Origin of the sequence: Phreatobacter sp. AB_2022a, from assembly GCF_026847585.1 — a bacterium.
GTDB lineage: Bacteria > Pseudomonadota > Alphaproteobacteria > Rhizobiales > Phreatobacteraceae > Phreatobacter.
In genome coordinates this window covers 73,364-93,204 of sequence record NZ_JAPSET010000009.1, presented here as the reverse complement: position 1 = coordinate 93,204, position 19,841 = coordinate 73,364, and the positions used below count along the sequence as shown (strand labels likewise).

Annotated in this window: 20 protein-coding genes; 11 read left to right on the top strand and 9 right to left on the bottom strand. The window is 68.4% G+C overall.

Annotated elements, in window-relative coordinates:
- Positions 1-107: 107 nt before the first annotated feature.
- Complete coding sequence (locus tag OZ671_RS08985; RefSeq protein WP_268860440.1) at positions 108-1,010, top strand: LytTR family DNA-binding domain-containing protein; 903 nt, start codon at positions 108-110, stop codon at positions 1,008-1,010.
- A gap of 114 nt (positions 1,011-1,124) precedes the next feature.
- On the top strand, positions 1,125-2,231 hold the full coding sequence (locus tag OZ671_RS08980) for a DUF1176 domain-containing protein (RefSeq protein WP_268860439.1): 1,107 nt from the start codon (positions 1,125-1,127) through the stop codon (positions 2,229-2,231).
- Positions 2,232-2,238: 7 nt separating this feature from the next.
- Here OZ671_RS08980 and OZ671_RS31950 read toward each other — a convergent pair whose 3' ends face one another.
- Entirely contained in the window at positions 2,239-2,823 is a 585-nt protein-coding gene (locus tag OZ671_RS31950) for a DUF6665 family protein (protein ID WP_328286349.1), read from the bottom strand.
- Positions 2,824-2,829: 6 nt separating this feature from the next.
- On the opposite strand from OZ671_RS31950, the gene OZ671_RS08970 reads away from it, so the two are divergent.
- Positions 2,830-4,113: a DUF2252 domain-containing protein gene (locus OZ671_RS08970; protein WP_268860438.1), complete on the top strand. Its 1,284-nt coding sequence runs from the start codon at positions 2,830-2,832 to the stop codon at positions 4,111-4,113.
- A gap of 88 nt (positions 4,114-4,201) precedes the next feature.
- Here the strand turns inward: OZ671_RS08970 and gcvA are convergent, their stop codons facing one another.
- A complete protein-coding gene (gene gcvA, locus OZ671_RS08965; protein WP_268860437.1) occupies positions 4,202-5,131 on the bottom strand; it encodes a transcriptional regulator GcvA in 930 nt (309 codons plus the stop codon).
- 107 nt (positions 5,132-5,238) lie between these two features.
- Between gcvA and OZ671_RS08960 the strand changes: the two genes are divergently transcribed.
- Together OZ671_RS08960 and OZ671_RS08955 are read left to right on the top strand one after the other, a co-directional pair.
- Positions 5,239-5,475, top strand: a complete 237-nt coding sequence (locus OZ671_RS08960) for a DUF1127 domain-containing protein (protein ID WP_268860436.1) — start codon at positions 5,239-5,241, stop codon at positions 5,473-5,475.
- Between the two features lie 167 nt (positions 5,476-5,642).
- Positions 5,643-6,179, top strand: a complete 537-nt coding sequence (locus OZ671_RS08955; RefSeq protein WP_268860435.1) for a hypothetical protein — start codon at positions 5,643-5,645, stop codon at positions 6,177-6,179.
- Between the two features lie 6 nt (positions 6,180-6,185).
- On the opposite strand, the gene OZ671_RS08950 is transcribed toward OZ671_RS08955, so the two are convergent.
- Positions 6,186-6,575, bottom strand: a complete 390-nt coding sequence (locus tag OZ671_RS08950; RefSeq protein ID WP_268860434.1) for a DUF930 domain-containing protein — start codon at positions 6,573-6,575, stop codon at positions 6,186-6,188.
- A gap of 59 nt (positions 6,576-6,634) precedes the next feature.
- Positions 6,635-7,738 (bottom strand): GlxA family transcriptional regulator, encoded by a 1,104-nt coding sequence (locus OZ671_RS08945; protein WP_268860433.1) that lies wholly within the window; start codon positions 7,736-7,738, stop codon positions 6,635-6,637.
- Between the two features lie 104 nt (positions 7,739-7,842).
- Between OZ671_RS08945 and OZ671_RS08940 the strand changes: the two genes are divergently transcribed.
- The 6 genes from OZ671_RS08940 (at position 7,843) to amaB (ending at position 14,344) form a co-directional block, all read left to right on the top strand.
- Positions 7,843-8,886, top strand: a complete 1,044-nt coding sequence (locus tag OZ671_RS08940; protein ID WP_268860432.1) for an ABC transporter substrate-binding protein — start codon at positions 7,843-7,845, stop codon at positions 8,884-8,886.
- Between the two features lie 12 nt (positions 8,887-8,898).
- Positions 8,899-9,954 (top strand): ABC transporter ATP-binding protein, encoded by a 1,056-nt coding sequence (locus OZ671_RS08935; RefSeq protein ID WP_268860431.1) that lies wholly within the window; start codon positions 8,899-8,901, stop codon positions 9,952-9,954.
- Between the two features lie 5 nt (positions 9,955-9,959).
- Complete coding sequence (locus tag OZ671_RS08930) at positions 9,960-10,793, top strand: ABC transporter permease (protein WP_268860430.1); 834 nt, start codon at positions 9,960-9,962, stop codon at positions 10,791-10,793.
- A gap of 1 nt (position 10,794) precedes the next feature.
- On the top strand, positions 10,795-11,580 hold the full coding sequence (locus OZ671_RS08925; protein ID WP_268860429.1) for an ABC transporter permease: 786 nt from the start codon (positions 10,795-10,797) through the stop codon (positions 11,578-11,580).
- A 30-nt stretch (positions 11,581-11,610) separates the two neighbouring features.
- Positions 11,611-12,624 carry a proline racemase family protein gene (locus tag OZ671_RS08920; protein ID WP_268860428.1) on the top strand — a complete coding sequence of 338 codons (1,014 nt, stop codon included), beginning with the start codon at positions 11,611-11,613 and terminating at the stop codon, positions 12,622-12,624.
- A 172-nt stretch (positions 12,625-12,796) separates the two neighbouring features.
- Complete coding sequence (gene amaB, locus OZ671_RS08915; protein ID WP_268860427.1) at positions 12,797-14,344, top strand: L-piperidine-6-carboxylate dehydrogenase; 1,548 nt, start codon at positions 12,797-12,799, stop codon at positions 14,342-14,344.
- Positions 14,345-14,398: 54 nt separating this feature from the next.
- On the opposite strand, the gene OZ671_RS08910 is transcribed toward amaB, so the two are convergent.
- From OZ671_RS08910 to OZ671_RS08890, 5 genes are all read right to left on the bottom strand, one after another.
- Positions 14,399-15,919, bottom strand: coding sequence for an amidohydrolase family protein (locus OZ671_RS08910; protein WP_268860426.1), 1,521 nt, complete (start codon positions 15,917-15,919; stop codon positions 14,399-14,401).
- Positions 15,920-16,038: 119 nt separating this feature from the next.
- A complete protein-coding gene (locus OZ671_RS08905) occupies positions 16,039-16,830 on the bottom strand; it encodes an ABC transporter permease (RefSeq protein WP_268860425.1) in 792 nt (263 codons plus the stop codon).
- Complete coding sequence (locus OZ671_RS08900) at positions 16,817-17,596, bottom strand: ABC transporter ATP-binding protein (protein WP_268860424.1); 780 nt, start codon at positions 17,594-17,596, stop codon at positions 16,817-16,819. The genes OZ671_RS08905 and OZ671_RS08900 overlap by 14 nt, the downstream gene beginning before the upstream one ends.
- Positions 17,597-17,648: 52 nt before the next feature.
- On the bottom strand, positions 17,649-18,647 hold the full coding sequence (locus OZ671_RS08895; RefSeq protein ID WP_268860423.1) for an ABC transporter substrate-binding protein: 999 nt from the start codon (positions 18,645-18,647) through the stop codon (positions 17,649-17,651).
- Positions 18,648-18,805: 158 nt separating this feature from the next.
- Positions 18,806-19,717: a LysR family transcriptional regulator gene (locus OZ671_RS08890; RefSeq protein ID WP_268860422.1), complete on the bottom strand. Its 912-nt coding sequence runs from the start codon at positions 19,715-19,717 to the stop codon at positions 18,806-18,808.
- Positions 19,718-19,841 lie beyond the last annotated feature (124 nt).

Sequence of the window (19,841 nt, the reverse complement as noted above, 5' to 3'; positions counted from 1 at the left end):
GGAGCTCGAACCGCCCGCCTGCGGCCATGCCGCCGCATCGCCGCGCCATCGTCCAGATGGCGCGGGATCGATGGCCTTTGCCGCGGGACGGATGGAAGCGCGCAGGGATGAGCGGGGGTGATGGCGTGACGAACGGCAATGTCGAGCCGCCTCCGCCCGCGACGGCCCCGCGCCTCGCGCCCTGGAAGATCTACACGCTGATCGGCGCCGTTCTCGCGGGGGTCGCCATGGTCAACGGGCTCTCGGCCGTCGCCGATGCCGCACGTGTCGGCGGGCGGACCACGCCGCTGCCGGTCGTGCTGTTCTGGGAATTGTCCAGCGTCGCCGTCGTCTTCGCGCTCGCGCCGCTGATCCGCCGGGGCGCCGCGCAGGTCCGCGGCAGCGGCACCGCGCTGCTCGGCGGACTGGCGGTCAATCTTGCGCTGATCCTTCTGTTCTCGGCCCTGCACATTGCCGGCATGGTTCTGCTGCGCAAGCTCGGCCATGCCGCGGCCGGCCTCGGCCCCTACGGCTTCGACGCATCGTTCGCGACGCTCGTCTACGAGGTCCGCAAGGACGCGCTGACCTATCTGCTGCTCGCAGCGACCTTCTGGCTCAACGACAATGCGCCGGCACCGCCGCCCTCGCCGCCCCTGGCGGTGGCCGAACCGGGCCCTGCGGCCGACCCCGGCTTCTGGCTGCGCGACGGCGCCTCGGCGACGCGGATCGATCCCGCCGCGATCGTCTGGGTGCAGTCGGCCGGGAACTACGTGGAATATTGCCTTGCCGACGGCCGGCGGCACCTGATCCGCGCGACCCTGCGTGCCGAGGAGCAGCGGCTCCTGCCCTACGGCATCGTCCGGGTTCATCGCACGCGCCTGGTCAACCCCGCGCGGGTCGCCCGCATCGAGATGCGCCCGTCAGGCGATGCCGAGCTGACCCTTGATACCGGCGAGACCATTGCCGCGAGCCGCCGTTTCGGCATCGGCGACAGCCTGAGACAGGCGGCGCAGGGCGGTCGGGAAGGCTGATCCGCGCTGCGGCATTCCGCCACTTGACCTTACGTCACCTGTGTGCAGGATCCGCCACGGCGACATCAACCTTTGGAATGAGCGGCGGCGACGTCCGGCTGCGAGGATTTCATCATGGCATCAGGGTCTATTGTGCGGGCCGGTCTGCTGGCCACCCTGGCCTGTCTTGCGACAGTGCCGGCATTCGCTCAATCCGGCATCAAGACCTTCGGGGATTGGGTCGTCGGCTGCGACAACACCAAATCCTGCCGCGCGATCGGCACGCTCGCAGGCGAGAGCGAGGTCGGCTCCTACCTGGTGATCGACCGGTCCGCCGGCCCCGACGCAGCGCCGCGGCTGCGCTTCGTTCTCGACAATACGCCCGTCGGCAACGGCCAGGGGCTGACGCTGGTCGTCGGCAGCGAACCGCCGGTGCAGCTCCCCGGCACGGCGTTCCGTGCCATCGAGCAGGAATTCGACGACCGCCCGGAAGCTTTCGAGCTGGTCGAGCCGGCGGCAGTCGCGAGGACGCTCGCCGCCATGACGAAAGGCGGCTCGCTGCGGTTCGGCGTCAACGCCCCCCGCGCCAGCGCCCCTGCCGTGTCGCTCGCCGGCCTTGCCGATGCGCTGCGCCACATGGACGAGGTCCAGGGCCGCATCGACGGCGCGACGGCGCTCGTCGCGCGCGGCAGCAGGCCGGCCTCCGCCGTGCCCGCCGCGCCGGCGACGCCGACGCTCGCGGTCACCATTCCGGATCCGAGCCGTCGCGCTCCCACCACCGTGCCGCGCGCGCTGCTGGAGCGCCATGCCCGCGAGACCAGTGACGATTGTGATACCGGCAGCCGCCGGCCACCGAACCGCATCGTCAGGCTGTCGAACACGACGGTGCTCTACCAGATCGGCTGCTGGCAGGCGGCCGCCCAGGCCGGCTCGATGTTCTATCTTGCGACCGATGGCCAGGGCGGCAGTGCGCGTCGGGTGGACTTCGAAACACTCGACGCCGAGACTGGCCGTTTCGGCCCGCCGATCCAGGCTCTGACCGAGCCGAGCGGCCTTGAGGAAATGAGCGCGGCCACCCTCTCCTCGGTGCACAAGGACCGCGGCGCCGGTGACTGCGGCACGACGGCGAGCTGGGTCTGGACCGCACGTGGCTTCCGGCTCAGTGCCTATGCCACCATGCCGCTCTGCAAGGGGATTACCCGCGAGGACTGGATCACGCTCTGGCGCACCGATCCGCAGTGACCTGAGGTCACCGCGGCTGCGGGGCAGCGGCGCCGACCCGCACGATCACCTCGCGCGGGATGGCATAGTCCCTGATGGCATCGTCGTGCCGGCGAAAGCCGCAGAGCTCGCGCTGCACGAAATAGCCGAACACGGCATCGGCCGCGGCCTGGACCAGTTGCGCCCGTTCTTCCGCTTCGCCGTCGAAGGCGCGCAATGCGGCAAGGCTGGCCGCGACCGCGCGGCCTGCCCGGCCGAGCGACGAAGCCTGTTCGGCCAGGATTTCGTGGGCGAGCGCGGCATCGACCGTATCCGCCGAATGCTGCGACAGCCGGACACGCGAAGACTGCACTATCAAGGACCGCTCCATGTCGTCTCGGTGCTGCCAGCCAAGCAGCCGCAGAAAGATCTGGCAAGGCCGGCGCGGCTTGACAGGCTGCCGGTCCGGCGCGTCACTCATCGGCAAGCTTGCCGCGTCTAGCGTTCGCCCTTTGGTCAGGACGTGCCGATCATGCCAGGTTCGCACCGGAATCACCGCCCAGCCAGCCTGTCCCGCGCCGAGCGCGCCGCCTCCGGCAAGGCGCTCCGCAAGCAGGTCCCGCGCGAGAGTCACGCAGATTTGACGCTGGCACCGGGGCGCGATCCCGCCGCGCTGCTCGCCGCCGTCGACGCCAGCCGGATCGCGGCGCTGCTGCCGATACGCTATGAACGGATGCTCGCCTCGCCCTTCACCTTCTTGCGCGGTGCGGCCTCGGTGATGGCCGCAGACCTTGCCGGCATGCCCGTGCCCGGCATCGCCGTACAGGCCTGCGGCGACTGCCATCTTTTGAATTTCGGCGCCTTCGGCACCCCCGAAGGCCGCATTCTGTTCGACATCAACGACTTCGATGAAACGCTCGGCGGCATCGACTTCACCGTCGACCTTAAGCGCCTGGTGGCCAGCGTCGCGGTCGCGGCCCTCGATGCCGGCTATCCGAAGAAGAAGGCCCGCGCCTTTGCCGCAGCCACCGCCCAGGCCTATTGCGACCACATCCGCGCGCTTGCCGGGCTGTCGCCCCTCGCGATCTGGCACAGCCGGATCGACCTCGCCCGCGAGGCCGAGCGGATCGCCGAGGACAAGCTGCGCGAAGCCCTGCTCAAGACCATCGTCAAGGCGAAGAAGACGCTGGCTCAGGACGACAATTTCCCGCACCTCGCCAAGACCAAGGGCAATGTCTGCCGTATCGAGGATCGCCCGCCCCTGATCTACCACCTCGATGCGGCCCGGATACGCTCCCATGGTGTCGACAGCCGCGACGTGCTGTCGCTCTACCAGGCCAACCTGCCGCCCGACCGGCAGGTGCTGCTGACCCGCTTCCGGCTCGAAGACCTGGCGTTCAAGGTGGTCGGCGTCGGCAGCGTCGGCACCTTCTGTGCCATCGGCCTCTACATGACCGGCGACGGCGAGCCGCTGTTCCTGCAGATCAAGGAAGCCCAGGCCTCCGTGCTGGAGCGGTTCCGCCCGGGCGGCAGCGGGATCCGTGATCAGGGGCGTCGCGTGGTCGAGGGCCAGCGGGTCATGCAGGCGGCGAGCGATGCTTTCCTCGGCAGCGTCGAGGACCCGGCCTCGGGCCGGCATTTCTATGTCCGCCAGCTGAAGAACCGTCGCCTCGGCTCGGTCGGGGAACTCCTGGAGGGCAATGCCCTGCTCGAATATGCCCTGCTGTGCGGCCGGACACTTGCGCGCGCCCATGCGCGGTCGGGCGATCCCGCGGTCATTGCCGGCTACGTCGGAAGATCGGGCGTCTTCGAGGATGCGCTTGCCGCTTTCTCGCTCGCCTATGCCGACCAGACAGCGGCCGACCACGCGGCACTCAAGCATGCCCGCCCGGCCGCGCGCCGCCGGCCGCGCCGCCAGGCCTGAGCGGCGTTTCCGCGAGTCCCTGCAGGACTTTGCGGGCCGATCTCGACAATCCGATTCCGGTCGCTCATCGGATGGTTGAAGCCGGCAATCATTCGGCAGCACGTGCGATATGCGCCGCGGCTTCCTCCATCAGCCAGTCGCGGAAGGCGACGATGGCCGTCCGCTCGGCCGCAGCCTCCGGGCAGACGACGTAGTACTGATAGGGCCCGGGGACTTCGTGCGGGAACGGCCGCACCAGGCGTCCAGCGTCGAGATAGTCGCCGATCAGCACGCTGGTGGCGAGGGCGACGCCCTGCCCCGACGCCGCCGCCTGGAGCGACAGGAAGGTGTGCGAGAATTGCGGGCCCCTGCTGCCATCGACGCCCTTCACGCCGACCCGCTCCAGCCAGCGTGGCCAGGTGATGTGGTCGGGCATGCCCTCCTGCGGCTCCTGGATCAACGTGTGATGGGCAAGGTCCGCCGGCTCGCGCAGCGGCCGAACCGGATCGTTGACGAGCGCAGCGCTGCACACCGGGAAGAAGCTCTCCCGCATCAGAAGGTCGCTGCGCAGGCCCGGATAGACGCCGCCGCCGAGGCGGATCGCGACATCGACATCCTCGCGGGCGAAATCGGTCAATCCATGCGAGACCGACACACGGACGTCGAGCGCAGGATGACGCGCCTTGAAGCGGCCGAGGCGGGGAATGAGCCAGCTCGCGGCAAGGCTCGGCACCGTGGCGACCGTGAGGATATTGCCGGCATCCGGCCGTAGCGCCCGCAGGGTGGCTTCGTTCAACTGGTCCAGCACCTGCGTGACCGCGAAGGCATAACGCTCCCCTGCAGCCGTCAGCGCCACCCCCTTGCTGGGCAGCCGGACGAACAGAGGCCGCTGCAGCCAGGTCTCCAGCGTCTTGATCTGCTGGCCGACGGCGCTTGCCGTCACGGCGATTTCGTCGCCCGCCTTCTCGAAATTCAGGTGGCGTGCCGCGGCCTCGAAGGCGCGCAGGGCATTGAGCGGGGGTAAATGGCGGCGGGTCATGGCGTGGCCAAGTTTTTCTTGGGCGTGAGCGAAGAAGTTCTCATTTGATCGAGAGAGCCGCAAGACCCATATTTTGTATCGACAAATGAACGATGAGGACCGGTGCCATGAGCATGGTTTCAGCCACAGACGGGCTTCACCATTTTGACCCCGGATCAGCCCGACGGGAAAGCCCGCTCCTGCCGCTCGTCCTGCGGGTCGAAGCCTGGCTCGCGCGGCGGCGAACGGCACGCGCGCTCTATGCTCTCGACGAGCGCGCACTGTCCGATATCGGACTGTCGCGTGCCGATGTCGAGGCGGTCAACGCCAGAACCGGGCAGATCAATCCGATCCCCTCGATGTGACGGGATCGTCGGCCCCGGAACGAGCTTGCCGGCCGTGCCGCAAGTTCGTGCGCTGGCTGAGACGACAGCGTCACCACGCTGATGCATTGACGGAGGCGATCCCGGCCTCCGCCCGGCTGCGAAGCCGATGTTCCCGCGATGGCGGCGGCCTGAACCGAAGGTCCGCCATGCCCAATTCCACCGCGTCCAAGCCCGCCCTCCGCAAGCTCCCGTTCGCCGCCCTTGTCGCCATGCTGCTTGCGCTCCCATTCGGGACGGACAGCGCCGCCGCGAAGGATTTCCAGCTCGGCGCGCCCGTCGTCGCGACCATCAGCCTGCCGGATGCCTGGTCGCCGAACGTCACCGAGCGAGGCGTGGAGGCGACGACCGCCGATGACGAGATCTATGTGGCGGTCAACGTCGCGAGCGCCCGCAATGTCGAGGATGCGATGAAGCAGGCCCTCGCCTACCTCGTCTCCCAGGGTGTCGAGATCGATCCATCGACGCAGCGCCAGCGTGAGATGACCATCAACGGCATGCCCACCCTGTTTCTCGGCTATAGCGGCAAGGATTCAGAGGGCGAGCAGGCCGAGATCAGCGTCGGCATCCTGATCGCCAATCCGGAAACTGTGCTGATCCTCAGCTATTGGGGCTCGAAGGACGGCGAGAAGACCTATGCCAGCGAGCTCGGCGCGATCCTGCAGAGCCTGACCAAGGTCCAGTAGGGCCGGTCAGGGATAGAGACCGAAATTGTCCCAATCGCTTTCCGGGATCTGGGCGCCGATCGTATAGCTGAGCGACAGCACATGCATGCGGTCGGGCGTCGCCTGGCATTCGAACGTCACCTGATACCACTGGCCGCCGCTGCGGAAGGCGCCGCCGACGCTGTCCAGCGTATCGCCGGTGAGGCGCGGCTCGGCGCGCGCAGCCGCCAGCACCTTGTCGGGCCGGTAGGGGCTGCTGTCGGCCCGAATGCGCTGCATGACGGCGATGTCGCAAACCTGCTCCAGCCGGGTCCCCGGCTCGAGCCGCCGGAGCGACGCTTCCAGCCGCGCATCGGCGGCACAGACGCCCGGCAGCGCCAGGACGGCCCCGGCGAGGGCAAGCAACCACGCCTTCATGCTCAACGATTCCTCAACCATTGCGGTGGCCGGGTTGTAACAAGCCGATCACGGCGTCATCAAGGCAGACGATCGCCATCCGGCCCTGCTGCCAGCGCAGGGCCGGCGAGCGCCGGAAAAGGCGCACCGGCGGGCCCTTCCGGCATGGCCCGGAACCGCCGCGGCGAACAGCCGAAGGCATGGCGGAAATCGCGCGCGAAATGCGCGCTGTCGGCAAAGCCCGCATCGATCGCGATCTCGGTGATCCGGCGCCGGCTGTTGGTCAGCAGCCAGCGGCCATATTCCAGCCTGAGCCGGCGCTGGAAAGCCGCCGGGCCGATGCCGAGCCAGGACTGGAACAGCCGTTCCAGTTGGCGCGGGCCGAGCCCGACATAACGCGCGATCGCCGCGACCGGCGGCGGATTGTCGAGCCGCTGCTCGATGAACTGCGCGGCCTGCCGGACGCGGATATCGGCGATGCCGTCGAGCTGGGCGTAGAAATGCGGCTGCGGCACGCCGGCGGGGCGCATGTCCTGCAGCATCATGTGGCGCATCGCCTGCTGCGCCTTGTCGCGGCCGCAGTGCCGCGCGATCAGATAGAGCCCGAGATCGATCGCCGCCGTCGAGCCGGCGCAGGTGATCAGGTCGCCCTCGTCGATGAACAGCCGGTCGACCGCCGCATCGAGGTCGGGAAACCGCTCGCCGAAGGCATCCAGCACGTTCCAGTGGACGCAGACCTTGCGGTCGCCGATCAGCCCGGCCTGGGCGATCGCGAAGGTGCCGGTGCAGATGCCCAGCAGGCGCACGCCGCGACGCGCCGCGGCCCTGAGATAGTCGCCGAGCACCGGCGAAAGCCGGTCGTTGAGATAGTCGTTGCCGCCGCAGACGGCGAGATAGTCGAACTCGGCGGGATCGGTGAGATCGGCATTCGGGGTGACCGACACGCCGCAGCTCGAGCTGCGCGGACCGCCGCCGACCGTCATCACCGTCCAGGCGACATGCACCTGCCGGCTCCGCCCGCCATGATCGGCGGCGAGCCTCAGCGCGTCGATCAGTCCCGAAAAGGCGGCCAGGGTGAACTGGTCGAGCAGGACGAAGCCGATGCGCAGCGGGGCGCGGGCGGGCGCCGCGGGTGGCGACACTCCCGCGCCGGTCGCAAGGCCGATGTCGATGATCTCGGTCATGTCGCGAATATTCTACTTTCAGGCTCGTTCGTTCTAGTGAAATCCGTCCCCCGGCGCGATGCTGGCGTCAACAAGGCCGCCAAGCCGGACAGAGGAGAACGATCATGACGGTATCCAGGCGTGTCGTGCTGACGGGTCTCGCTGCCAGCGCCTTGGCGGCCCCGGCGATCGCCCAGAAGCCGACCTCGATCACCGTCGCCTGGTATGGCGGCAATTGGGGCGATGCCTTCCGCACCTGCGTCGCGGAGCCCTTCACCAAGGCGACCGGCATCGCCGTCAACGCGGAAATCGGCACCTCGACCGTCACGCTCGCCAAGCTGCAGCAGCAGAAGGCCGCGCCGACGATCGACGTCGCCTGGCTCGACGGCGGCATCAGCGAGCTGGCCGAAGCCGCCGGCGTGCTCGACCGGCTCGATCCCGCCGGCCTCAAAAATCTCGGCGACGTCGCGCCGGAGGCGATCTATCGCAACGGGTCGGACATCTACGCGGTCGGCGGCGGCTACTACTCCCTGGGCCTTGCCTACAATACGCAGAAGGTGCGCACGGCGCCGACGTCCTGGAACGACCTCTGGAAAAGCGAGTTCGAGGACGCCGTCACCATCCCGTCGCCGGCCAATTCCGCCGGCGTGCCCTTCCTGATGTTCCTGTCGAAGATCTGGGGAATGCCGGCCGGCGACCTCGCGCCGACCTTCCGCCGGATCAAGGAACTCAAGGCCGCCCTGTTCTTCGATTCCTCGGGTGCCGCGACCAATGCCTACCAGAGCGGCGAAGCCATTATCGGCGCGCACTTCAACGTCGGCGCCTGGGACCTTGCCGACAAGGGCCTGCCGATCGGCTTCGTGGTGCCGAAGGAAGGCGTCTGGGCGACCGATGCCCGGCTGCACCTGGTCAAGGGCACGGCGAAGAGCGAGGCCGCACGCCTGTTCATCGACCATGCCCTCACCGCCGAGGCGGCCGCGGGCCTTGCCGACAAGCTCTATCTCGGCCCCGCCGTCCGCAACGTGACGGTCAAGCCGGACACTGCCCCCAAGCTGCCCTGGGGCGAACGCGGATCGGTGGCCGACCTGCAGCTGTTCGACTGGACCATGATCAACGCCGAGCGCGCCCGGATCGTCGACCAGTGGAATCGCGAAATCGCGCGTCGCTAGGCTCGATCCATCATGACCGCTCCCCTGCTCGAGATCAGCGGGCTCGCCAAGCATTTCGGCCGACAGCCCGCGCTGACCGATATCGCGCTCGATGTCGCGGAAGGCGAATTTGTCGCCCTGCTCGGCCCCTCCGGCTGCGGCAAGACCACGCTGCTGCGCTGCATTGCCGGCTTCCTCGTGCCCGAGGCCGGCGCGATCCGCATCGGCGGCGAGGACATCACCCGCCTGCCGCCGTATCGCCGGCCGCTCAACACCGTGTTCCAGAACTACGCGCTGTTCCCCCACATGAGCGTCGCCGACAATGTCGCCTACGGCCCGCGCCGCCGCGGCGTCGCCAGGACCGTCGCCCAGGCCGAGGCTGCGACGGCGCTCGAGCTGGTCGGGCTCGCCGGTTTCGGGGCGCGTTACCCGCGCGAGCTGTCCGGCGGCCAGCAGCAGCGCGTGGCGCTCGCCCGCGCCATCGTCAACAAGCCGAAGCTGCTCCTGCTCGACGAGCCCCTCAGCGCGCTCGACCTGAAGCTGCGCAAGCGCGTACAGATCGAGCTGAAGCAGTTGCAGGCCCGGCTCGGCATCGCCTTCGTCTTCGTCACCCACGACCAGGACGAGGCCCTGACCATGGCCGACCGGATCGTGGTGATGAACCGCGGCCGGATCGAGCAGGCGGGACCGGGCCAGGAGATCTATCGCGCCCCTTGCACCCGTTTCGTCGCCGACTTCATCGGCGAGGCCAACCTCATTCCGGCCAGATCCCTGCCCGACGGACGCATCGCCCTGTCGCTCGGCGGCATCACGCTTCCGGCGCCCGCCACGCCGATCGCGGAACCGGTCGCGGTCCTGCGCCCGGAGGCGATCCGCCTTCTGCCGGCAGCCCCCGGAGAAGGGTTCGCCGCGGTTCCGGCCATCGTCGAGGAGTTGATCCATGTCGGCAGCCATGTGCTGGTCACGCTGCGAGCCGGCGAGACGGTGCTGACCTGCCGCATCGGCGGACAGGTACCGCCGCACATGGCCAAGGGCGCAAGCGTCGTCGCGGCGTTCCGGCCCGACGACCTCCATCTCGTGGCGGGATGACATCCATGGCCGCTTCGACCCGCACCGCGGCTCTGCTGATCGGCCTGCCGCTCGCCTTCTTCGCCGCGTTCTTCCTGGCGCCGATGGCGGTCATCGCCATTGCCAGCCTGACCAATCCCGCCGGTGATATCTCCGCCGCCAACTACGCCCGCATTCTGCTGGATCGCTATCACTGGGACGTTCTCTGGGTCACGTTCCGGATCGGCGCGCTGACCACCGTCGTGTCCGTGCTGATCGGCTATCCGCTCGCCTGGTATCTCGTCCGCATCGTGCGCTGGCCGCTCTGGCGCCGGCTCTGCGTGATCCTCCTGGTCGTGCCGCTGTTCACCAGCAACATCGTCCGCTCCTTCGGCTGGATGGTGCTGCTCGGCCGCAACGGCCTCGTCAATGACAGCCTGGTCGCGACCGGCCTGATCGAGCGGCCGATGCGCTTCATAGGCACCGAGCTCGGCATCCTCATCGGCCTCGTCTACATCCTGCTGCCGTTCATCGTCATTGCCGTCGGCAATGCGCTCGCCAAGGTCGATCCATCGCTGGAACAGGCCGCGGCCGATCTCGGCGCGACGCCCGCCGGCACGTTCTGGACGGTCACCTTCCCGTTGAGCCTGCCCGGCCTCGTCTCCGGCGCGGTCATGGTCTTCATGATGGCGGTCAGCGCCTATGTGACGCCCGCGCTCCTCAGCGGCGGCCGCGTTACCGTGTTCTCGATGCTGATCTTCCAGCAATACAGCTCGGTCTTCGATTTCCACTATGGCGGCGCGCTCAGCATCACCATGCTGGTGATGACCCTCGCCCTCGTCGCCCTTGCCGGCCGCATCGGCCAGACACGGGGAGCCTGACATGATCACGCTCGCCGTCCGCCTCATCTCCTATGCGACGCTCACCTATCTCGTACTGCCGCTCGCCGTCATCGTCGGCGCTTCGCTGACATCGAGCAGCTTCCTCGCCTTCCCGCCGCAGGGGCTGACGCTCGCCTGGTATGGCCGGATGCTGGGCGATCCGAGCTACGTCGCGGCCTTCGCCACCAGCACGCTGCTCGCGGCGGTGGCGACCGCGCTCGCCATCCTCATGGCCGTGCCGGCGGCGCTCGCCATCGCGCGCCACGCCTTTCCCGGCCAGCGCATCATTTCCGCCATTCTCATGTCGCCGCTGATCCTGCCGCATGTCGTGCTCGGCGCCGCGCTGCTCCAGTACGGCGCGGCGATCGGCCTGACCCGCAGCTTCGCCGCGCTGCTGGTCGGCCACGTCGTGATCATCGTGCCTTTCGTGCTGCGCGCGGTGCTGCCCCAGCTTACCGACGACCAGCGCAGCCTGGAGGAGGCCTCCGCCGACCTCGGCGCCGGTCCGGTCGCGACCTTCTTCCTGGTCACGCTGCCGCAGATCCGCAGCGGCATCGTCAGCGGCGCGATCTTCGCCTTCATCGCCTCCTGGATCAATGTCGAGCTCAGCATCTTCAACACCACCGCCGAGCTGCAGACGATCCCCGTCAAGCTGTTCAACTACGTCCAGTACACGATCGACCCGACCATTGCCGCCGTCTCGTCGATCACCATTCTCGTCGCGGCCATCACCATCATCGCCATCGACCTGATCTTCGGCCTCGACGTTCTCTCCGAGCGCCGCTGAGACCTGCCGAACCCCCAAGGAGCCCGAGCCATGCGCCAGCAGGATGTCTTCGACGTCGTCTATACCCATACCGAGGGTGAACCCCTCTGCATCATCCACAGCGGCATCCCCTATCCGCCGGGTTCCTCGATCCTGGAAAAGCGCCGGTTCCTTGAAGAGAACTACGACTGGCTGCGCCGGGCCCTCATGCGCGAGCCGCGCGGCCATCGCGACATGTTCGGCGTGTTCCTCACGCCGCCCTCCGGCCCCGATTTCGATGCCGGCCTCATCTATATCGACGGCACCCAGTATTCGCACATGTGCGGCCACGGCACGATCGCAGTCGGCATGGCAATGGTCGCCCTCGGCCTCGTCCGCCGCGGCGAGAACGGCCGCACGACCATCCGTTTCGAGACGACCGCCGGCCCGGTGACGGCCGAGGTCGCCCATGACGACGCACAGGTGCACTGGACGCGCTTCGAAAACGTGCCCGCCTATGTCGCGGCCCAGGACGTGCCGCTCGAACTGCCCGAGGTCGGTCCGCTGAAGGCCGACATCGTCTGGGGCGGCAACTATTTCGGCATCATCGACCTGCGCGGCTCCTCGCTCAGGATCGCGCCGGAGAACGGCTCGGAGCTGTCGCGCCTCGGCATCATGGCGCGCGAGCAGCTGCGGCAGAAGGTGGCCATCCAGCACCCCGCCTCGGCCCATATCAACAACTTCAACTTCGTCACCTTCTGGCACGAGCCGACGATCGAGGGCGCCTTCTACAAGAACGTCCATGTCTTCTCGGCCGGTCAGCTCGACCGCTCGCCCGGCGGCACCGGCACCAGCGCGATGATGGCGATGTACGAGGCCCGCGGCCTGCTGGCGATCAACCAGCCGATCCGATCCGAGGGGCTGCTTGGCAGCGGCACCTTCGAGGGCTGCCTGATCGGCGAGACCGATCTCAACGGCACCCGCGCCGTCCGCCCGACGGTGAAGGGCACGGCCGGCCTGCTCGGCACGGCCCGCTGGGTGATCGACCGCAACGATCCGGTCGGCGCCGGCTTCCTGGTCGCCTGACCCCCCGGCACGCCGGCGGGCCAAAACCGGCCCGCCCGCACCGGCTCCGGCATCGGGTCATTCCCGATACGCATGACCCGATGCCGGAAGATCGCTTTCCGTCGCCATGGCCCGTGGATAAGCGCTAGGGTCCGACAGGATCCGTCCGCCCTGGTGATGCGAGGAACGCCTCATGACCCTTGAAGCCGTATCGACACAACCCGCCGGCAGCCTCGCGCAGGAGACTGCCGACATCCTCGCCTCGTTCGGCGTCGCCGCCACGGCCTATACGTCGGGCGATCGCCTCGTGCGCTCGCCGCTCACGGGTGAAACCATCGCGCGGGTCAAGGACACGACGCCAGCCGAGGCGAAGGCCGCGATCGCCGAAGCACATCAGGCCTTTCTCGCCTGGCGCGCGGTACCGGCGCCGCGCCGCGGCGAATTCGTTCGCCTCATCGGCGAGGCGCTGCGCCAGCACAAGGAGGCGCTCGGCCGGCTGGTGACCATCGAAGTCGGCAAGATCGTGTCCGAAGGCCTCGGCGAGGTCCAGGAGATGATCGACATCTGCGATTTCGCCGTCGGCCTGTCGCGTCAGCTCTACGGCCTCACCATGGGCAGCGAGCGGCCCGACCATCGCCTGATGGAGCAGTGGCACCCGGTGGGCCCGGTCGGCGTCATCTCGGCCTTCAACTTCCCCGTCGCCGTCTGGTCCTGGAACGCGGCGCTCGCCTTCGTCTGCGGCGACAGCGTCATCTGGAAGCCTTCCGAAAAGACGCCGCTCACCGCCATCGCCGTGACCGCCCTGGTGCGCCGCGTCGCCGACGCCTTCGACGGCGCCCCCACGGGCCTGGCGCCGCTCATCGTCGGCGGCCGCGACATCGGCGAGATCCTGGTCGACGACAGGCGCGTGCCGGTCGTCTCGGCCACCGGCTCCACGGCCATGGGCCGCATCGTCGGCCAGCGTGTCGCGGCCCGCTTCGGCCGGGCGATTCTCGAGCTCGGCGGCAACAATGCCTCCATCGTCTGCCCCTCGGCCGATCTCGATCTCGCGCTGCGCGCCATCGCCTTCGGCGCCATGGGCACGGCCGGCCAACGCTGCACCACGCTGCGCCGCCTGATCGTGCACGAAAGCGTCTACGACAAGCTCGTGCCCCGGCTGCGCCAGGTCTATGCCAATGTCTCGATCGGCAATCCGATCGAAAGCGACGCCCTGGTCGGCCCGCTGATCGACGAGGCCGCCTTCAACGCCATGCAGACGGCGCTGGATGCCGCCCGCGGCATCGGCGCGACAATCCAGGGCGGCGAGCGCCAGACGATCGCCGGCGCGGCCGCCGCCTACTATGTCCGCCCCGCCCTCGTCGAAGCGCCGGCGCAGACGGGCCCGGTGGTCGAGGAAACCTTCGCGCCGATCCTCTACGTGCTCAAATATTCCGATTTCGAGGAGGCGATCCGCCTGCAGAACGACGTGCCCCAGGGCCTGTCGTCGTCGATCTTTACCACCGACATGCGCGAGGCCGACCGGTTCCTGTCCGCCATGGGCTCGGACTGCGGCATCGCCAACGTCAATATGGGCTCGTCGGGCGCCGAGATCGGCGGCGCCTTCGGCGGCGAGAAGGAGACCGGCGGCGGCCGCGAATCCGGCTCGGACGCCTGGAAGGCCTATATGCGGCGCATGACCAGCGCGGTGAACTATGGCCGCGCCATGCCGCTCGCCCAGGGCGTCAAGTTCGACATCGATTGAATCATGCGGAAGGTGCCCGGCGGCCATGCCGCCGGGACCTGAGGGTCTTCGCCCTTACCAGGCGCCCTCGCCCGGCCGGCTCGCATAGCGGTCGACCTGATAGGGCTGGCGCGCGAGCCCGACGCAGAAGGCACCGACCGCGTCCTGCAGCTTCTCGGCGAGGATCCGCATCGGCTCGTTGGCCGCGGCCAGGCGCTCGCGTGCCGCTTCCGCCTTGGCGGCCAACGCCTTGATGTCGACGGTGGTCAGCCGCCGGTTCTCGACGACGAACCGGCCGCCGATCATGACGCTGTGCACGGCGTTGCCGTCCTCGACATGGATGATCTGGTTGACCGTGCGGTTGTGCGGCAGCCAATTGATATGGTCGAGGTCGACAAAGACGAGATCGGCCTTGTAGCCGACCGCGATCCGGCCGATCTTGCCCTCGAAGCCGAGCGCGCGGGCGCCGCCCTCGGTCGCCGCGCTCAGCGCTTCCGGCGTGGTCACCCAGCGCCCATGGTCGGGGCCGCGCACCTTCGAGGCGAGCGAGGCCAGGCGTGCCGCCTCGTACATGTTCTGGTTGTCGGCCGAATTGGACCCGTCCGTTCCGATCGCGACATTGACACCGGCTTCGAGCATGCCGCGCATGTCGGCGATGCCGCTGCCAAGACGCATGTTGCTGCCGGGATTGTGCGCGACGGACGCGCCCTTGTCGGCCAGCCGGCGCATGTCGTCCGGATCGAGCCAGACGCCGTGCGCTACGGTGAACTGCGGACCGACGAGGCCGAGCGCGTCGATATGGGCGGTGATCGTGCGGCCATAGCGCTTCATGGCCGCGAGGGCCTGGATCTTCGATTCGGCGACATGGCTGTGCAGGCCGAGACCGAAGCGGCGCGCGCAGTCGCGGCAGGCGCCGAGGAAATCATCGGAACAGTGCAGCGGAATGGTCGGCGCCAACGCCAGCTTGAGCTTGTCGCCGTCCACCCCATCACCGCGCATGAAGGCCTCGATGTCGCGCAGGGTCGCCTCGTAGGGCTGCAGCCGCATCTTGTCGACGGCGGCCTTGAGGCTTTCCGGCAAGGCCTCGTAGAGGCCGGGAATGGCCTGGTAGAGCGAGAGGTCGGCGACCATCGGCGCAATGGTCGCGCGCATGCCGACGTCGCCATAGGCCCGCGCCACCGCCGCCATGCCCTCGACGCTCGGCGCGGGCACCTCGAAGAACAGGTCGTAGCAGGCCGTCGCGCCCTTCAGCACCATCTCGGCGGCATTGAGGCTGGCGCTGAGATATTTGTCCTCGAGGCTGCGATTGCCGCTGATCCAGGGACCGGCGGCGAGCAGCAGTTCCAGCGACCAGCGGTCGCCCATGGCCTTGGCCAGCGTGCCATGGCCGTGCGTATGGGCGTTGACGAGGCCGGCGTGGATCAGCCGGCTCGTCGCGTCGACCGCCAGCGCCTCCTCCGGCGCCGCCATGCCGCGCGGCCCGATCTCGCGGATCGTGTCGCCCTCGATCAGGATGTCGAGCGGCTCGGCCTGGCTTGCGCCGGGACGCAGCACAAGCGCGTTGCGGATCACCTGATGGCGTCGGTCTTGAGACATGATGGAGGTCCTGTCGATGGCTGATGCACGGCGGTGCGGCCCGCCCCGGCGATGCGCATGCCGGCAAGGCGGGCCTTCGGTGCGCCGAGCGGATCACGATGCGCCCGGCGCGGGCAAGCTCAGGTGCGCGGCTCCTCCGCCGCGGCCCAGGGGAAGAACACCCGCTCGACGACGACGATCGCCTGGAACAGCACGATGCCGAGGATCGCGAGGATGAGCATGGCGCCGAAGGCGACCGGCACCTTGAAGAAGGCGGTGGCCGAGGTGATGAGATAGCCGAGCCCGCGCTCGGCGGCGACGAACTCGCCGACCACCGCGCCGACCACCGACAGCGCGATGGCGACCTTCAATCCGGAGAACAGGAAGGGAATCGAATAGGGCAAGCGGATGCGGGTCAGTTCCTGCAGCTTGGTGGCGCGGCATGAGCGCGACAGCTCGACCAGTTCCGACGGCACCGCCATCAGGCCGGCCGTGATCGAGATGACCAGCGGGAAGAAGGCGACGAGGAAGGTGACGATCACCCGCGGCAGTTCGTTCGGGCCGAGAATGACCACCAGGATCGGCGCGATCGCCACTTTCGGCACGGACTGGGTCAGCACCAGCAGCGGGTAGATCGCGTCAGCGAAGAGGCGCGAGGAGGCGATCAGCACGGCGAGCGGCAGGCTGACCGCGATCGACAGGAGAAAGCCGTAGAGAATGGTGCGCAGCGTCGCCAGCGTGTGATCACCGACCACCCAGCCCATGGCGGCGGTGTCCTCGACGATCCGGCTCGGCGCCGGCAGGAGATATTCGGGCACGTCGAAGAGCCGGCAGCCGGCCTCCCAGATCAGCATCAGCACGACCAGGGCGATCAGCGGAACGGTGAATTCGCGGGTCGAATTGAGCCAGCGGCGAAGGTCAGTGCTGGACATCGAACTGCGCCCCCTGGTCGCCGAAGATGAGATTGCGGATGCGCTCGGCACAGCGCTGGAACTCGGGATGGCCGGCGAGCGCGAAATTGCGCGGGCGCGGCAGGTCGACGTCGATGATCTCGGCGATCCGGCCCGGCCGCGGCGACATCACCACGACGCGATCGGCGAGGATCACGGCCTCGGGGATCGAATGCGTCACGAACAGGATGGTCTTCGGGCTGGCGGCCCAGATGCGCAGGAGCTCGATCGTCATCACCTCGCGCGTCAGGGCGTCGAGCGCACCGAATGGCTCGTCCATGAGCAGGACGGACGGGTTGTGCACCAGCGCCCGGCAGATCGCCGCCCGCTGCTGCATGCCGCCCGACAACTGCTTCGGCCGGCGGTCGGCGAAGTCGGCAATGCCGGCGACCTGCAGGAGGTCGCGCGCCCGCTGCCGCGCGGCCTCGTCGTCCCGCTTCATGATGCTGGAGGGGAACATGACGTTCTCGAAGATCGTCGCCCAGGGCAGCAGGGTCGGCGCCTGGAACACGATGCCGGTGTCCTGGCGGGGCGCCACGACCGTTTCGCCGTCGATCCGGATGCTGCCTTCGGACGGCGGAATGAGCCCGGAGACGAGGCGCAGCAAGGTCGACTTGCCGCAGCCCGACGGGCCGACCAGGGTGACGATCTCGCGGTCGCGAATGGTCAGATTGATGCCGTCGAGCGCGCGCAATCCGCCCGCGCCGACCGGGCCGAAAACCTGGCCCGCATTGTCGATTTCGATCATGGAGGGTCCTTGCGCCCTGCCCCGGCATCGGCCGGGGCCCGGGCGGCGATTGTCAGGGATTGGCGGGCAGGAGGCTCATGTCGACCGCAGTGCGCGGATTGAGCTGCGCGTCGAGGCCCTGGGCGCTCGCCACCACCTCGTAGGTCTTGTTCAGCCGCTCGTCGCTGATGCCGCCGAGCCCGACCGCCGCGGAATGATCGGTGAAGATGAAGCCGAGCGTGGCATTGAGGCTGCCGAGGCAATCGTCGAGCGCGACCTCAGGGACCATGCGCACATGCGCCTCGCAGGTCGCCTGCGGATTGGCCCGGGCGGCGGTCCAGGCCTCGCGTGTCGCCTTCAGGAAGTTGCGCAGCATGTCCGGCCGGTTCCGGATGGTCGCCTCGGTCGCGTGGAACGACAGGGAATAGATCGAGAAGCCTGCCTCGACGAAGGGCAGGAAGGCAAGCTCGCGCCCGGCCCGCATGGCCTGCTTGTTCTGGTAGTAGAAGTTGGTCGAATAGAACGGCGCCGCATCGATACGCCCGCTGATCAGGAGCGCCGCCATGGAGGAGCCGTCCACCGTCACCCATTCGATCTTGTTGGGATCGGTATGGGCGGCCGCGGCAACCGCCGGGAAATAGAGCCGATGGCTGTTGCCCGGCGTGATGCCGATGCGCCGGCCTTCGAGCCCGGCAAAGCTGGTAATGCCGGAATCCTTGCGCACGAACAGCGAATGCGGCGAATGGGCATAGACGGCGGCGATCATCTTGACCGGCATGTTGCCGCGCTGGCGCGCCGTGAACAGGGCGGAAATGTCGGCCATGCCGATATCGGCGGCGCCGCCGGCGAGCTTGGTCAGCGTGTCGCCCGAACCGTTGCCGCGGGTGATCCTGAGCTCGATGCCGTTGCGCTGGTAGATGCCCGACGCAATGCCCGCGTAATAGGGGGCGTAGTCGCCGGTCGGGATCCAGTCGAGCATCAGCGAAACGCGCTCGGCGGCGCCTGCCGGTGCCCCCGCCGCCAGCGCCAGGCTCGCCGACAGAGCGAGGATGGATGTCTTGATGGCCCGCATATTGCCCTCCTTGAGCGTTCCCAGCCGGACGCTGGCGCCAAGGTGGGCGTAAAATCAAATACCAAATTCGGCGCGACCTATAATGCCGCGTTATGCCCCCGCTTCCCCGCCCCGGCCTGCGCCCCGCCAACGCCGCCGCGCGGCCCCCGCCATCCGCGTCAGGGCGATCCGACAGCCATCGATGATTCCGCGAGCAGGTCCTTCAGATAGCCGACGAAGGCGCGTGCGACGCGTGACAGCGGCTCCACCCGCGCGGTCAGGAGATGCACCCGCGTGGTGGTCTTCGGCACCAGAGGCCGCGACTGGATATTGGGCCAGGCCGCGTCCATCAGCACGAAATCGTCGACGATCGCGATGCCGGCGCCGGCCTGCACCAGGCTGCAGGCATTGGGGGTGAACCGCACCTGGGTGTTGACGCGGATCGGCCGCGTGGTGGTCGACAGAACGCGGCTGACGATCATGCCGTAGGGCGTCTGCGGGCCATAGCTGATGATCGGATAGGCCGCGAGGTCGGACGGCTTGATGACCCGCTTGCCGCCGAGCGGATGGTCGGCCGGGAAGATCACCTGGAGCCGGCCCTCCCCGATCGATTCGGAGGTCACGGTCGGCTCGTCTACGGCAATGGAGGTGACAGCGAGGTCGACCCGGTTGCTGCCGACCTTGGCGATCAGCTCGGAGAGCGTGAGGATCTCGAGCTCGATGCGGACCTCGGGATAACGCGCGCGAAAGCGCGCGATCGCCTTGGGTACCAGGACATGGCCGACGCTCGGGCTCGCCACCATGCGCACCGAGCCGGTGCCGCCGTGCCGCAGCTCGTCGGCCAGCTCGTTGACCCGCACCACGCCCTGATGGACCTGGTCGACCTCGGCGAACAGCCGGCGCGCCTCGGGCGTCGGCTGGACGCGGCCCTTCACGCGCTCGAACAGCGCAAGGCCGAGGCGGTCCTCGGTATAGGCAAGCAATCGGCTGATCGCCGGCTGCGACACGGCGAGAAGCCGCGCCGCGCCGCTGACCGAGCCGGTCACCATGACGGCACGGAACACCTCGATCTGCCGAAGATTCATCGTCATGGGCATAACCTCGAATTATAGATGGTCCGAGAATTAGCATGTCTTGATCTCGATGCCATGCCGCTATGGTCGCGGCCGAAGCCGAACCGTCGCCCGGTCCGGATGTGGCAGCGAGCAGATACCT

Bases quoted from the DNA above. Each gene is read 5' to 3' on its own strand.
- OZ671_RS08935 (WP_268860431.1), top strand. From the start codon at position 8,899: ATGACCGCTCCCCTGCTCGAGATCAGCGGGCTCGCCAAGCATTTCGGC.
- OZ671_RS08940 (WP_268860432.1), top strand. From the start codon at position 7,843: ATGACGGTATCCAGGCGTGTCGTGCTGACGGGTCTCGCTGCCAGCGCC.
- OZ671_RS08890 (WP_268860422.1), bottom strand. From the start codon at position 19,717: ATGACGATGAATCTTCGGCAGATCGAGGTGTTCCGTGCCGTCATGGTG.
- OZ671_RS08905 (WP_268860425.1), bottom strand. From the start codon at position 16,830: ATGTCCAGCACTGACCTTCGCCGCTGGCTCAATTCGACCCGCGAATTC.
- OZ671_RS08955 (WP_268860435.1), top strand. From the start codon at position 5,643: ATGCCCAATTCCACCGCGTCCAAGCCCGCCCTCCGCAAGCTCCCGTTC.
- OZ671_RS08920 (WP_268860428.1), top strand. From the start codon at position 11,611: ATGCGCCAGCAGGATGTCTTCGACGTCGTCTATACCCATACCGAGGGT.
- OZ671_RS08985 (WP_268860440.1), top strand. From the start codon at position 108: ATGAGCGGGGGTGATGGCGTGACGAACGGCAATGTCGAGCCGCCTCCG.
- OZ671_RS08960 (WP_268860436.1), top strand. From the start codon at position 5,239: ATGAGCATGGTTTCAGCCACAGACGGGCTTCACCATTTTGACCCCGGA.
- OZ671_RS08930 (WP_268860430.1), top strand. From the start codon at position 9,960: ATGGCCGCTTCGACCCGCACCGCGGCTCTGCTGATCGGCCTGCCGCTC.
- OZ671_RS08895 (WP_268860423.1), bottom strand. From the start codon at position 18,647: ATGCGGGCCATCAAGACATCCATCCTCGCTCTGTCGGCGAGCCTGGCG.
- amaB (WP_268860427.1), top strand. From the start codon at position 12,797: ATGACCCTTGAAGCCGTATCGACACAACCCGCCGGCAGCCTCGCGCAG.
- OZ671_RS08945 (WP_268860433.1), bottom strand. From the start codon at position 7,738: ATGACCGAGATCATCGACATCGGCCTTGCGACCGGCGCGGGAGTGTCG.
- gcvA (WP_268860437.1), bottom strand. From the start codon at position 5,131: ATGACCCGCCGCCATTTACCCCCGCTCAATGCCCTGCGCGCCTTCGAG.
- OZ671_RS08950 (WP_268860434.1), bottom strand. From the start codon at position 6,575: ATGAAGGCGTGGTTGCTTGCCCTCGCCGGGGCCGTCCTGGCGCTGCCG.
- OZ671_RS08980 (WP_268860439.1), top strand. From the start codon at position 1,125: ATGGCATCAGGGTCTATTGTGCGGGCCGGTCTGCTGGCCACCCTGGCC.
- OZ671_RS08925 (WP_268860429.1), top strand. From the start codon at position 10,795: ATGATCACGCTCGCCGTCCGCCTCATCTCCTATGCGACGCTCACCTAT.
- OZ671_RS08900 (WP_268860424.1), bottom strand. From the start codon at position 17,596: ATGATCGAAATCGACAATGCGGGCCAGGTTTTCGGCCCGGTCGGCGCG.
- OZ671_RS08910 (WP_268860426.1), bottom strand. From the start codon at position 15,919: ATGTCTCAAGACCGACGCCATCAGGTGATCCGCAACGCGCTTGTGCTG.